Origin of the sequence: Streptomyces sp. L2 (genome assembly GCF_004124325.1) — a bacterium.
In the GTDB taxonomy this organism is placed as follows: domain Bacteria; phylum Actinomycetota; class Actinomycetes; order Streptomycetales; family Streptomycetaceae; genus Streptomyces.
In genome coordinates, this window is sequence record NZ_QBDT01000001.1 from 858,103 (window position 1) to 870,242 (window position 12,140).

Annotated in this window: 12 protein-coding genes and 1 pseudogene; 4 read left to right on the forward strand and 9 right to left on the reverse strand. The window is 74.3% G+C overall.

Going from position 1 to position 12,140, the window contains the following annotated elements:
• The first annotated feature begins 1 nt into the window (after position 1).
• Positions 2 to 886 (forward strand): phosphogluconate dehydrogenase (NAD(+)-dependent, decarboxylating), encoded by an 885-nt coding sequence (gene gnd / locus DBP14_RS03810; RefSeq protein ID WP_129305631.1) that lies wholly within the window; start codon positions 2 to 4, stop codon positions 884 to 886.
• An 85-nt stretch (positions 887 to 971) separates the two neighbouring features.
• Here the strand turns inward: gnd and DBP14_RS03815 are convergent, their stop codons facing one another.
• Positions 972 to 1,409: a PPOX class F420-dependent oxidoreductase gene (locus DBP14_RS03815; protein WP_129305632.1), complete on the reverse strand. Its 438-nt coding sequence runs from the start codon at positions 1,407 to 1,409 to the stop codon at positions 972 to 974.
• A gap of 110 nt (positions 1,410 to 1,519) precedes the next feature.
• Here DBP14_RS03815 and DBP14_RS03820 point away from each other — a divergent pair, with 110 nt between their 5' ends.
• Positions 1,520 to 2,743 carry a serine hydrolase domain-containing protein gene (locus tag DBP14_RS03820; RefSeq protein ID WP_129305633.1) on the forward strand — a complete coding sequence of 408 codons (1,224 nt, stop codon included), beginning with the start codon at positions 1,520 to 1,522 and terminating at the stop codon, positions 2,741 to 2,743.
• A gap of 11 nt (positions 2,744 to 2,754) precedes the next feature.
• Here the strand turns inward: DBP14_RS03820 and ribA are convergent, their stop codons facing one another.
• Entirely contained in the window at positions 2,755 to 3,414 is a 660-nt protein-coding gene (gene ribA / locus DBP14_RS03825; protein WP_129305634.1) for a GTP cyclohydrolase II, read from the reverse strand.
• A 38-nt stretch (positions 3,415 to 3,452) separates the two neighbouring features.
• Here ribA and DBP14_RS03830 point away from each other — a divergent pair, with 38 nt between their 5' ends.
• Positions 3,453 to 4,241, forward strand: a complete 789-nt coding sequence (locus DBP14_RS03830) for a creatininase family protein (RefSeq protein ID WP_129305635.1) — start codon at positions 3,453 to 3,455, stop codon at positions 4,239 to 4,241.
• 146 nt (positions 4,242 to 4,387) lie between these two features.
• On the opposite strand, the pseudogene DBP14_RS03835 reads toward DBP14_RS03830, so the two are convergent.
• The 5 genes and pseudogenes from DBP14_RS03835 to DBP14_RS03855 form a co-directional block, all read right to left on the reverse strand.
• Positions 4,388 to 5,398 (reverse strand): annotated as a pseudogene (locus tag DBP14_RS03835) (lysylphosphatidylglycerol synthase transmembrane domain-containing protein); the annotation flags it as partial.
• Positions 5,395 to 6,294, reverse strand: coding sequence for a methyltransferase domain-containing protein (locus DBP14_RS03840; protein WP_129311661.1), 900 nt, complete (start codon positions 6,292 to 6,294; stop codon positions 5,395 to 5,397). The pseudogene DBP14_RS03835 and the gene DBP14_RS03840, both read right to left, overlap by 4 nt.
• A gap of 362 nt (positions 6,295 to 6,656) precedes the next feature.
• On the reverse strand, positions 6,657 to 7,826 hold the full coding sequence (locus tag DBP14_RS03845; RefSeq protein ID WP_241741162.1) for a glycosyltransferase family 4 protein: 1,170 nt from the start codon (positions 7,824 to 7,826) through the stop codon (positions 6,657 to 6,659).
• Between the two features lie 119 nt (positions 7,827 to 7,945).
• The gene (locus tag DBP14_RS03850) at positions 7,946 to 8,344 is read right to left on the reverse strand and encodes a 6-carboxytetrahydropterin synthase (protein WP_129305636.1); all 399 of its coding nucleotides are present in this window, start codon (positions 8,342 to 8,344) and stop codon (positions 7,946 to 7,948) included.
• A 118-nt stretch (positions 8,345 to 8,462) separates the two neighbouring features.
• Entirely contained in the window at positions 8,463 to 9,446 is a 984-nt protein-coding gene (locus tag DBP14_RS03855) for a zinc-binding alcohol dehydrogenase (protein ID WP_129305637.1), read from the reverse strand.
• Positions 9,447 to 9,553: 107 nt separating this feature from the next.
• Here DBP14_RS03855 and DBP14_RS03860 point away from each other — a divergent pair, with 107 nt between their 5' ends.
• Positions 9,554 to 10,369 (forward strand): CDP-alcohol phosphatidyltransferase family protein, encoded by an 816-nt coding sequence (locus DBP14_RS03860; RefSeq protein WP_129305638.1) that lies wholly within the window; start codon positions 9,554 to 9,556, stop codon positions 10,367 to 10,369.
• Positions 10,370 to 10,473: 104 nt separating this feature from the next.
• Here the strand turns inward: DBP14_RS03860 and DBP14_RS03865 are convergent, their stop codons facing one another.
• Together DBP14_RS03865 and DBP14_RS03870 are read right to left on the reverse strand one after the other, a co-directional pair.
• Positions 10,474 to 11,214, reverse strand: coding sequence for a YcnI family protein (locus DBP14_RS03865; RefSeq protein WP_129305639.1), 741 nt, complete (start codon positions 11,212 to 11,214; stop codon positions 10,474 to 10,476).
• Positions 11,215 to 11,262: 48 nt separating this feature from the next.
• Positions 11,263 to 11,907 carry a hypothetical protein gene (locus tag DBP14_RS03870; protein WP_129305640.1) on the reverse strand — a complete coding sequence of 215 codons (645 nt, stop codon included), beginning with the start codon at positions 11,905 to 11,907 and terminating at the stop codon, positions 11,263 to 11,265.
• Positions 11,908 to 12,140 lie beyond the last annotated feature (233 nt).

Consider the following 12,140-nt stretch of genomic DNA (forward strand, 5'->3'; position numbering starts at 1 on the left):
CATGCAACTCGGTCTCATCGGTCTCGGCAAGATGGGCGGCAACATGCGCGAGCGCATCCGCCGCGCCGGCCACACCGTCATCGGCTACGACCGCGATCCCGCGCTCTCCGACGTCAAGGACCTCGCCGAACTCGTCGAGAAGCTCGACGCGCCCCGCACCGTCTGGGTGATGGTCCCCGCCGGGCACGCCACCCAGTCCGTCATCGACGAACTCAAGGAGCTGCTCGCGGACGGCGACACGGTCGTCGACGGCGGCAACTCCCGCTGGACCGACGACGAGAAGCACGCCGCCGAACTCGGCATCAAGGGCATCGGCTTCGTCGACGCGGGCGTCTCCGGCGGCGTGTGGGGCCTGCAGAACGGCTACGCCCTGATGGTCGGCGGCGACAAGCACCACGTCGAGCGGCTCCAGCCGGTCTTCGACGCGCTCAAGCCCGAGGGGCCGTACGGCTACGTCCACGCGGGCAAGGTCGGCGCCGGGCACTTCTCCAAGATGGTCCACAACGGCATCGAGTACGCCATGATGCAGGCCTACGCCGAGGGCTGGGAGCTGCTGGAGAAGGTGTCCTCGGTGAACAACGTGCGCGAGGTGTTCCGCTCCTGGCAGGAGGGCACCGTCATCCGCTCCTGGCTGCTGGACCTCGCGGTCAACGCCCTGGACGACGACGAGCACCTGGACAAGCTGCGCGGCTACGCGGAGGACTCCGGGGAGGGCCGCTGGACCGTCGAGGCGGCCATCGACAACGCCGTACCGCTGCCGGCGATCACCGCGTCCCTGTTCGCCCGGTTCGCCTCACGGCAGGACGACTCGCCGCAGATGAAGATGGTCGCGGCGCTGCGCAACCAGTTCGGCGGCCACGCCGTCGAGTCGGCGCAGAAGGGCTGACCCCGCCGCCCATGGGGGACCCGGCCCGGCCCGGGTCCCCCATGGCTCCTGCCATCGCCGGCAGGCGTACGGGCCCCCGCGGGCGTCAGCGCCGGGGCACGCCGTACGCCCGCTCCACGTGCAGGCGCACCACCAGCCGGCGGTCGCGGACCATGGCGGCACGGTAGTCGTCCCAGTCGGGGTGCTCGCCCTGGACGTCCCGGTAGAGCCGGATCAGCTCCTCGACCGTCTCGTCGTGCGGGTCCCCGGCGACCGGCGTCAGCTCGGCCGTGCCCTCCGCGACCGCGTACGCCCACCGGTCGGCGCTGGTCACGTGGTACGAGGCACGCGGGTCGCGGCGCAGATTGCGGGTCTTGGCCCGGTCGTCGGTGACCGAGACGCGGATGATCCGCTCCTCGGGGTAGTAGGCGTGGCTGACATTGGACAGCTGGGGCCGGCCGTCGCGCCTGAGGGTGACCAGCACCCCGCCGTGGCCCTCGGAGAGCAGCGTGAGCAGGGCGTCCTGCGTCGGGTCCTGAGTCATACCGACGTCAACGCTCCGGTGCCCGTGCCACATTCCTCAGGTCTGAAGCGGGCCGCCGCCGGGTAAGCCGGAGCGGACCGCACGCGCGCGGACGGGACCGGAGGGACGCGATGGCACAGCTGAGACAGGAAGCCGATCCGGGCGAGGCCGGGCTGGACGCCAAGGCGCTGGACCGCCTCGACGGGCACTTCGCGGGCCTCGTCGACGAGGGCCGGCTGCCCGGCTTCCTGCTGGCCGTGGCCCGCGGCGGCCGCGTCGCCCACCTCACCGCTCACGGCCTGCGGGACCGCGCGGCCGGGCTGCCGGTGGAGGCCGACACGCTGTGGCGGATCTACTCCATGACCAAGCCGGTCACCGCCGTCGCCGTGCTGCTGCTGATGGAGGAGGGCCTGCTGTCCCTCGACGACCCGCTGGAGCGCCACCTGCCGGCCTTCGCCGAGCCGCGCGTGTACGACGGCGGCGAGGGCGCCGCCGTCCGCACCCGCCCGGCGGCGAGACCGGTCCTGCTGCGCCACCTGCTCACCCACACCGCGGGCCTGACCTTCGGCTTCTACCACTCCCACCCCGTCGACGCGCTCTACCGCGAGGCCGGCCTGGAGTACTCGGTGCCGCCCGGCAAGGACCTGGCCGAGACGGCCGACGTCTACGCGCGCATGCCGCTGCAGTTCGAGCCGGGCACGCGGTGGAACTACTCGGTGGCCTCCAACGTGCTGGGCCGGGTCGTCGAGGCGGTCTCGGGGCAGCCGCTGGACGCGTTCTTCGCCGAGCGGATCCTCCGGCCGCTCGGCATGACCGACACCGGCTTCCACGTCCGGCCCGAACAGCAGGGCCGGCTCGCCGAGTTGTACGGCGAGACGGAGGACGGCCGGATCGAGCCGGTGCCGGGGCTGCCGGTCCTCGGGCGGCCCCGCTTCCTGTCGGGCAGCGGCGGACTGGTCTCCTGCGCCCACGACTTCCACCGGTTCATGGAGATGCTGCGCCGGGGCGGCGAACTGGACGGCGTCCGGCTGCTGTCGTCCGCCGCGGTCGACCTGATGACCCGCAACCACCTCCCCGGCGGCGCCACGATCCGCGCCTTCGGCGCCCCCGCCCACCAGGAACCCGGCAACGACGGTCTCGGCTTCGGCTTCAACGTCTCCGTGGTCACCGACCCGTCCCGCACCCTGTCCCCGTCGAGCATGGGCACCTACGGCTGGACGGGCGCCGCGTGCACGGCCTTCTGGATCGCCCCGGCCCTCGATCTGACCGTGCAGTTCATGACCCAGGTGCGCCCGAGGAAGCTGAAGGTGTTCCCCGACCTGCGGCGGCTCGTGCACGCGGCGGTGACGGGCTGACAGACCGGCCGTCAGGACGTGTGCGCCACCGCGTCCAGATGGGGCAGGTGGTGGTCGAGGCGCTCCCGCTTGGTCCGCAGATAGGTGATGTTGCTCTCGCACGGCTCGATCAGCAGCGGCACCTGCTCGGCGACCTGGACTCCGTGCCGTACCAGGGCCTCCCGCTTGCGCGGGTTGTTCGACATCAGCCGCACCGAGCGGACGCCCAGGTCCTGGAGTATCTCGGCGGCCACCCGGTAGTCGCGGGCGTCGACGGGCAGTCCGAGGGCCAGGTTCGCCTCCACCGTGTCCAGGCCCTCCGCCTGCAGGGCCATCGCGCGAAGCTTGGCCAGCAGGCCGATGCCGCGGCCCTCGTGGCCCCGGAGGTAGACGACGATGCCGCTGCCCTCGGCGACGACGGCGCGCAGCGCGGACGCCAGCTGGTCGCCGCACTCGCAGTGCCGGGAGCCGAACGCGTCCCCGGTCAGGCATTCCGAGTGCAGCCGGGTCAGGACGTTCTCCGCGCCGATGTCGCCGTACACGAGCGCGACCTGTTCGTCACCGCGGTCGTGGTCCAGATAGCCCACCGCTTCGAAATCGCCGTACACGGTGGGCAATGGCGCATTCACGACGCGTTCCGCGCCGCGGTGGCGCGGGGACTTCTTGCCGAGGACACCGATGTTTTCTGTCATGATCTGATTCCTAAGCAGAGACGAAAGGCCGTGAAGAGATGACTGGTTCGGGCGCTGGGCCGGCGAGTGACGGGCCGTGGCCGACGGCGGGCGGGCTGGTGCCGACGGACACCACGGAAGACGTACGGACGCGGACGGCGGGCGTTTCAACTCAGGTGGCCGTCCTTCCCGTCGGCAGTTTCGAACAGCACGGCCCCCACCTTCCGCTGGCGACCGACACACTCGTCGCGTGCGCGGTGGCGCGGGAGATCGCCGCCGCGTACCCGGTGCACCTCCTTCCTCCGGTGACGGTCTCCTGCTCGCACGAGCACGCCGGCTGGCCGGGGACCGTCAGCATCTCCGCGGTGACCCTGCACGCGGTGGTCCGGGACATCGCCGACTCGCTGCGCCGCTCCGGTGTCGGCGCGCTCGTCGTGGTGAACGGCCACGGCGGCAACTATGTGCTGGGCAACGTCGTTCAGGAAGCCTCCGCGCGCGGGGAGCGGATGGCGCTGTTCCCGGCCGCCGAGGACTGGGAGACGGCGCGGGAGCGGGCCGGGGTGCGGACCTCGCTGCTCACCGACATGCACGCCGGGGAGATCGAGACCTCGATTCTGCTGCACGCTCACCCCGAATTCGTCCGCCCTGGATATGAGTCCGCTGATTTCACCGCGGACGACCGCCGTCATCTGCTCACCGTCGGAATGTCCGCCTATACCGGATCGGGTGTCATCGGCCGTCCTTCCCTGGGTTCGGCGGAAAAAGGGAAGGAACTGCTGGCGAGCCTCACGGAATCGTTCGGCGCGTACGCCGAGTTGCTCACCTCGCCGCAGGCCGAACGCGAGTAGCCGGGCTGGGCGGTGGCGGGACCGTGGCCGTCGGCCTGCGCGCCGGCGCGCAGGCCGGCGTACCAGCGGGCGACGAGGACGGCGGCGCCGGGCAGGCTCGCCACGAAGCTGAGGACGCCGTACACCACGGCGACCGCGACGCCGCTGCTCGCGCCGAGTCCGGCCGCGCCGAACGCCCAGGCGGCGACGCCCTCCCGGGGGCCGAAGCCGCCGACGTTCAGCGGCAGGCCCATGGCGGCCAGGGCGAGGACCGCGAGCGGCACCAGCACCGGCAGGGGCGCGGCGACGCCCGCCACCCGGGCCGCCACCACGAACGTGGCCAGGTGTCCGGCGAGGACGACGCCGGAGGCCAGCGCGACGCCGGGACCGTTGCGCCGGGACAGCAGACCCTCGCGGGCCTCGCCGAGGAAGGTGCGCAGGGCGCCCGCGCGGCGCGAGGGGGCGCGGTTCATGCGGACGGCCAGGACGACGGCGGCCACCCCCGCGGCGGCCAGCGCGGCCGGCGCGGCGACGGCGCGGGCCTCGTCCCGCACCGGGGACGGCAGTGCCAGCAGCACCACCGTGCCGAAGACGGTGAGCGCGATCTGCCCGGCGACGCGCTCCAGGACGACGGCCTTCACCCCGCGCCGCACGTCACCGGTGCTCTGCCCGTGCCGTACCGCCCGGTGCACGTCTCCGAGCACTCCGCCGGGCAGGGCCGCGTTGAGGAACAGCGCCCGGTAGTAGTCGGCGACGGCGCCGCGCAACGACAACCGGATCCGCAGCCCCCGTGCCACCAACTGCCAGCGCCAGGCGCTCAGGACGGTGGTGACGGCACCGATCCCGACGGCCGCGAGCAGGGCCGGCGCGTCGATCCGCCGCAGCCCGTCGACCAGCACGCCCGTACCGAGCCGCCACAGCAGGGCCGAGAGGATGACGACTCCGACGAGGGTGCCGAAGTGGGTCCGCAGGGCACGGAGTTCGAGGCGGGGACGGCGGCGCCCTGCGGGCGCGTCGAGCGGCGGCGTCGGGAATGCGGAGCCGGTGGAGGTCGCCGCCGGGGCCTGTGCGGCCGGGGCCTTCGGAGTGGCCGCCGGCGAGGTGGCCATCGGCTCTGGGCCGGCCTGCGAGTCCGTGCTCCGCGGGCCGGGGTCGGCCCTCACCAGCTGGGCGCTCATGCCGGGCCGCCTTCGGGGCCGGGCAGGGCCAGCAGGTCGTCGTGGTGGACGACGACGTGCAGGTCGCCGGACGCGCAGGCGGCCAGGCGGTCCTGGAGGTAGCGTTCGGCGCGCTCGTCCAGGTCAGGCCGCTGTTCGACGGCCGCGCCCACCCAGCCGCGCAGCCACTGCGCGGTCAGCGCGGCCTCCCCGGGGCCGAGCCACCAGGCGCTCGGCAGGACCCGCACCGTCGCCCCACGTCCGGTGAACGCCTCCCTCGCCGCGTTCACCGCGTCCGGTCCGAGCAGTCCGCCGCGCCGCTGGTGGGCGTTGAACGCGTCCATGATCTCGGCGTCCAGCGGGTCTGCCGGGCCGAGTTCGACGCGCCCGGCGACGGACAGGGTGAGGAGCGCCGGGCAGCCGGCCCCGGTGCAGGCGTCCGCCAAGGTCTCGACCTCCTCCCGGGTGAGCACGTCCAGCAGGGCCGACGCGGTCACCAGCGAGGCGCCGGCCAGCGCGTCCGCGGTCAGCCGGGACACGTCGGCGCGCCGTGTCTCGACGGTGACCCGGCTGCCGTCGGCGGCGGCCTTCGGGGAGCCGGCGGCGGCGAAGTGCAGCAGATAGGGGTCGCGGTCGTGCAGCACCCAGTGCTGGGCGCCGTCGAGGCGGGGGGCGAGCCACCGGCCCATCGACCCGGTCCCGCATCCCAGATCGTGGACGACGATCCCGCCGGCCCGGCCGGACAGCCTGGTCCTGAGCAGATCCAGCGATTCCTCCGCCCGGGCGGCCGCGTCGGCCCCTTCCCGCAGCCGCAGCCACTCGGGCGCATACCGCGCGGGCTCCTCCTCGGCCCCCTCCCGCAGCCGTACGGTCGCCCGCTCCCCGGGGCGGATGACGGGCCCGGCCCCGGCGATCACCTCGGGGGCACCGCCTCCGGCACCCGACTCAGCGCCGCCGCCCCCGCCACCCGGCGTCGGCACACCAGACCCCGAGTCCGCCTCAGGAGCACCCGAACCCGCGCCCGCCCCGGGGGCACTCGCCCAGGCGATCAGCCCCGCAGCGCCGCCACCGGCCACGGACTGAGCGGCACCGCCACCGGCCACCGACCCGCCCGCGTCGCCACCGGGCGCCGACTCACCCGTGCCGCTTGCCGAGAGCGTCCCGGCGGCGCCGGAGCCGGCATCCCTCTCGGGTGCCTCTCCCCCGGTGTCCCGGGTGAACTCCGCCGCGCTCGGGCCCGGCTGGGTCGGGACCTGGCCGGTTGCCGGTCTCGTGTGCCTCATGCCGCGCTCCTCGGTGCTTCGGGGAGTCGTTGGAGGACTCCGGCCAGGCTGCGGGCGGTGGTGGCCCAGCCGTCGAGGGCGGCGCGGCGGTCGCGGGCGGCGGCCTTGAGGCGGCGGCGTACGTCGGCCTCGCCGAACCAGCCGCGCAGTTCGGCGGCGAGGGCAGCGGGGTCCTCCGGCGGGACGAGGATGCCGGGGACCCCGCCGTCGGGGGCGCGGCCGACCGCCTCGGGCACGCCCCCGACGTCGGTCGCGAGGACGGGGATGCCGCGGGCGAGGGCCTCGGTGACCGCCATGCCGTAGGTCTCGGCGTAGGAGGCGAGGACCATCAGGTCGGCGGCGGCGTAGCTGGCGTCGAGGTCGGCGCCCGAGCGGGGGCCGGTCAGCCGCAGCCGGCCGCTGAGACCGTGCCGGGCGATCTGGTAGCGCAGTCGGGCGACGTACGCGGGGTCGTGGCCGAGGCCGCCCACGCACTCGCACGTCCACGGCAGGTCCCGTACCGCCGCCAGCGCCTCCACCAGCCGGTGCTGCCCCTTGCGCGGGGTGACGCTCGCGACGCACAGCAGCCGGGACACCCCGTCGGTGCCGGGGGCGAGCGGCGCGATGTCCGCGCCGGGCGCGGCCACGTGGACGCGCCGCGGGGCGAGGCCGTGGTGGGAGACGAGCCGGCGTACGGCCCAGTCGCTGGTGGCGATCACGGCGGGGGCCGCGCGCAGCACCGCGCGTTCGCGGGCGTCGAGGTCGGCGGCGACGGCCGGGGCGAGGCCGGTCTCGTCGCCGAGCGGCAGGTGCACCAGCACGGCGAGCCGCAGCCGCTCGGCCTCGGGGGCGACGATCTCGGGGACCCCGCAGGCGACCAGGCCGTCGACCAGGACGACCGCGTCATCGGGCAGCTCCCGCAGCGTACGGCCGAGGGCCTCGCGGTCGGCCTGGGAGGGACGCGGCCAGCCGCCGGGCACGGCGTGCCGGGTGACCTGCCAGCCGAAGCCGGGCAGGTCGAGGCAGACCCGGCGGTCGTAGGCGTTGCCGCCGCTGGGCGCGGTCTGGTCGTCGACACCGCCGGGCATGACGAAGTGCACGGTGCGCAGGGACATGGGGATGATCCCGACGTTCTCGGAGGCGGTCCCGGAAGGGGTGCCAGGGGCGGTCCCGGAGGCGTTTCCCAACAGGGTCCCAGGGGCGGTGGGCTGCCCGGCGGCGGCCTCGGCACCCGCGTCGCCCGCCGGGGCGCCGTTCTGCGCGGGCACGTAGGCGAGCCGCCGCGGCTTCTCCACGATGCTGTCGGTCACAGGCCACGCTCGTAACTCGCCCAGGCGACGTGCGACTCGTGCAGGGTGACGGTGATCCCCGCGAGGCCCTTGGCACCCTCCCCGAGGGCGCCGCGGTGGACGCGGGCGGCGAGCCGGTCGGCGATGACCTTGGCCAGGAACTCCGTGGACGTGTTGATCCCGGCGAAGTCCGGTTCGCTGTCGAGGTTGCGGTAGTTCAGCTCGGCGACGACCGCCCCCAGTTCCTGGGTGGCCAGGCCGATGTCGACGACGATGTTGTCCTCGTCCAGCTGTTCGCGGCGGAAGGTGGCGTCCACGAGGAACGTGGCGCCGTGCAGTCGCTGCGCGGGTCCGAACACCTCGCCGTGAAAGCTGTGGGCGATCATGATGTGATCGCGGACGGTGATGCTGAACAACGGACGACCCTCCAGGTGCGGCGCGTCTGGTGCCCCGGCGGTTCCCTGCCGGGGGATGCCGTGTAGTACGGCTCTTCGCTTCCCCGTGTTCAGCCCCGGGGCACCAACTTTTCTCAGGTCAGGCCGGGTCGCCGTAGCCGATGCGGTGGCACAGGGCGGGGAGCTCGCCGGCGGCGAGCCTCGGCATGACGTCCGGCAGTTCCTCGAAGGCGCTCTCGCCGGTGACGAGGGCGTCCAGCGCGGGGTCGGCGAGCAGGTCCAGGGCGAGGGCCATGCGTTCGGCGTAGCCGCGTCCGGGGCGGGCGGCCGGGGAGACGGTGCCGACCTGGCTGGCGCGTACGGTCAGCCGGCGCGAGTGGAAGGCCTCGCCCAGCGGCAGGGTGACGCGCCGGTCGCCGTACCAGCTGAGTTCGACGACCGTGCCCTCGGCGGCGAGGAGTTCCAGGGAGCGGGTGAGTCCGGCTTCGGTGGCGCTGGCGTGCACGACGAGGTCGCAGTCGCCGAGCGCGTCGGCGGGCGTGGCGAAGTCGACGCCGAGGGCCTCGGCGGTGCGGGCGCGGGCCGGGTCGGCGTCGACGAGCTGCAGTCTGAGGCCCGGGAAGCGGGCCAGCAGCGCGGCGACCGAGCAGCCGATCATGCCGCCGCCGACCACCGCGATCCGGTCGCCGATCTGCGGCCGGGCGTCCCACAGCGCGTTCACGGCGGTCTCCACGGTGCCGGCGAGCACGGCCCGCCGGGCCGGCACCCGCTCCGGCACGACGGTGACGGCGCCGGCCGGGACGACGTAGCGGCTCTGGTGCGGGTACAGGCAGAAGACGGTACGGCCGGCCAGCGCGGCCGGCCCCTCCTCGACCACGCCGACGTTCAGGTAGCCGTACTTCACCGGACCGGGGAAGTCGCCCTCCTGGAACGGTGCCCGCATCGCGGTGTGCTGGCTGCCGGGGACGCGGCCGTCGAAGACCAGCGTCTCGGTGCCGCGGCTGACGCCGGAGTACAGGGTGCGCACCAGCACCTCGTCCGGGCCGGGCGCCGCGAGGGTGACGTCGCGGATCTCGCCGTGGCCCGGTGAGCGCAGCCAGAACGCGCGTGCCGCACGGTTCATCGGCATCCTCCTGAACGATCGGGAAGTGGTTCACGTACCGAGATGTGCACAGGCCGCGCACAGTACGCGGCGTTGATCGACTCTGTCACTCGGCCGGAGGGTGAGCGGTGGCCCTGAACAACACGTTTGACGCGAGGCTCCAGCAGGAGACCGCTGTGGGAGCGGGCATCCAGATCCTGCTGCTGGCCCTGCTCGGCGCGGCGATCGGGCTGGGCCCGGCGGGCTGGCTGACCGGCCTGGTCTTCGCGGTCGCGACCTGGGCGGTCCTCTCCCGCGCCGTGCACCGCTCCCGGCTGAGTTCCTTCGGGCCCGCGAACCGGGTCACGCTCGGCCGGGCCACGCTGGTCGGCGGGGTGACGGCGCTGGTCGCCGACTCCTTCGACGGCTCGCCGCCGGTCACCCTGCTGGTGGCCCTGACCGCCGTGGCCCTGCTCCTGGACGGCGTCGACGGCAAGGTGGCCCGCCGCACCGGTACGTCGACCGCGCTGGGCGCCCGGTTCGACATGGAGGTCGACGCGTTCCTGATCCTGGTGCTCAGCGTGTACGTGTCCACGCAACTGGGCGTGTGGGTACTGCTGATCGGCGGCATGCGCTACGCGTTCGTCGCCGCCGCCCGTGTCGCTCCGTGGCTGAACGCCCCGCTTCCGCCCTCCTTCGCCCGCAAGACGGTCGCCGCGCTCCAGGGCATCTGCCTCCTGCTCGCCGGATCCCAACTCCTGCCGTACGCGGCGAACCTGACCGTCGTGGCGCTGTCACTGGCCTCGCTGGTGTGGTCGTTCGGCCGGGACGTGCTGTGGCTGCGCCGCACCGCACGGACGGCGGTGGGGGTCACGGCCGCGGCCGCGGCCGCAGTCGCCGAACGGCCGGATCCCGAGCGCGCGGCTTCCGAGCCGACGGCGGTCCTGGAGCCGGCGGCCCGCTGAGTACGACGGAGGGTGCGGGCCGGCTCACGGGGGCCCGCTGAGCACGACGAGGGGGCGGGCCCGTTCATGCCGGGCCCGCCCCCTTTACTCGTGCCATCCGCCCGCTAGGCTCGCCCCCCGCGGCCTCGGACGACCGCGAACCCGGCGGCGGCAAGCCCCAGCGCGCCGACGACCAGCCCGGCGATGCCGAGCCCGCGTGCGGTGGAGTCACTCGCCGCGGCGGCCTTGGCCGTCGTGCCGTCACCGGCCTTCGAGGTGCTCTCCGGCCCACCCGTGGAGGCTGCCGAACCGGCCCCGCCCGCCCCGGCCGTGAGCTTCAGCGCCGGTGCGGGGTTCTCCGGCTCCTCTCCTCCGGCCGGCTCCTCGATCCAGCGGACGACCTTGCCGTCGGAGTAGGTCTGCAGCGTCTTGAACGTCAGCGTGCCGGTGTCGTCGGGCAGTTGGCCGAAGGCGACGTCGAAGTCCTCGTACTGTCCGGCGCCGATCTTCCCGCCGGTCCAGGTGATCTCGGAGACGGCGTCGGTGATGGTGCCGTCGTCGGTCTTGACCGGCTTCTTCAGCTTGGCGGTGGTCACCTTGGCCGTCCAGCCGTCCTGCGGGTGGACCAGGACGCCGAGGACCGGGTGGTCGGTGGGCAGGAAGACCTGCACCTTGGTGGTGGAGGCGGAGTCCTCCTCGTTGGGGACGCGGAAGGTGAGTACGCCGTCGGTGGCCCCCTTCGCGTAGCTCTCCGGGTGGACGGTGACGTGCGCGGAGGCGACCCCGGCGGCGGCGAACAGCCCCGCCGCGGCCAGGGCGGTGACAGTGCCGGCACGGCGCAGGGTGGTGCTGATGGACTGGGACATGGGTGAGTGGATCTCCGTACGGGTGACGTGTGCGGGTGGTCGGTTCGGCTACGCCACCGTCACCGGGGGCCCACGACGACTCACCGCGTGCCGGAGCAGGGCCGGACGGTACGGCGCCGGTCCGTCGGGCGTACCAACGGCCCGCCTGTCGCTCTCGGGCAGCGGTGCGTCCCGCCACCAGGCGACGAGCCCGGGCACGAGCCGGCCGGCCCGCCGCAGCAACGCCCACAGCGCGGCCTCACCGCGCCGCAGCAGCCAGGAGGCGAGGAGGGCGGCGAGCAGATGGGCGGCGGAGGCGTGCCCGGTGAGGGCATGGGCGGTGACCGCGTGGCCGGTGTGCGCGGCCGGCGTCCCCATCCCCGGCATCATGTGGCCGGCCATGACGGAATCGCCCATGGAACGGCCGGACATGCCCGCCCCGGCGTGGGCCGCTGCGCTGATCCGGGACGCCGCGTCGAAGGCGACGTGCAGCCCCGCCTGCGTGAGCAGCATGGCCGCCCCGATCCCGGCGAGCGACCGCTCACGTCCGCCGAGCAGCCAGCACACCGCGGACACGGCGAGGAACCCGGCCCCGTCGGCCCACAGCGGCGGCAGATCCCCCATCGCGAGCCCGTGCCCGGCGGCGGCCAGCAGCACGCACACCGCGGCGAACACCGCGGCCCGCAGGCTCCGCACGGCCGCCGACACGCTCATCGCGAGCGATCCTCCCACGCCGGGGTGATACGTACGGCACGGACGCCCCGTTCAGGCCGCCACAGACCGGCACGGCGAGGTCTCAGGCCGCCGCCGCCCGACACAGGTCGACTTCAGACCGCCACCGACCGGCCCGCCGGGCCTCGGGCCCGCCACCAGCCGGCACGGCGGCTCTCGGCCGCCACCCACCGGCCCGCCGCGTCTCGGGCCCGCCACCAGCCAGTCCGCAGGGT

Excerpts from the sequence above, each read along its gene's own strand:
- gnd (WP_129305631.1), top strand. The coding sequence starts at position 2 with ATGCAACTCGGTCTCATCGGTCTCGGCAAGATGGGCGGCAACATGCGC.
- DBP14_RS03815 (WP_129305632.1), bottom strand. The coding sequence starts at position 1,409 with ATGACTCAGGACCCGACGCAGGACGCCCTGCTCACGCTGCTCTCCGAG.
- DBP14_RS03820 (WP_129305633.1), top strand. The coding sequence starts at position 1,520 with ATGGCACAGCTGAGACAGGAAGCCGATCCGGGCGAGGCCGGGCTGGAC.
- ribA (WP_129305634.1), bottom strand. The coding sequence starts at position 3,414 with ATGACAGAAAACATCGGTGTCCTCGGCAAGAAGTCCCCGCGCCACCGC.
- DBP14_RS03830 (WP_129305635.1), top strand. The coding sequence starts at position 3,453 with ATGACTGGTTCGGGCGCTGGGCCGGCGAGTGACGGGCCGTGGCCGACG.
- DBP14_RS03855 (WP_129305637.1), bottom strand. The coding sequence starts at position 9,446 with ATGAACCGTGCGGCACGCGCGTTCTGGCTGCGCTCACCGGGCCACGGC.
- DBP14_RS03865 (WP_129305639.1), bottom strand. The coding sequence starts at position 11,214 with ATGTCCCAGTCCATCAGCACCACCCTGCGCCGTGCCGGCACTGTCACC.
- DBP14_RS03870 (WP_129305640.1), bottom strand. The coding sequence starts at position 11,907 with ATGAGCGTGTCGGCGGCCGTGCGGAGCCTGCGGGCCGCGGTGTTCGCC.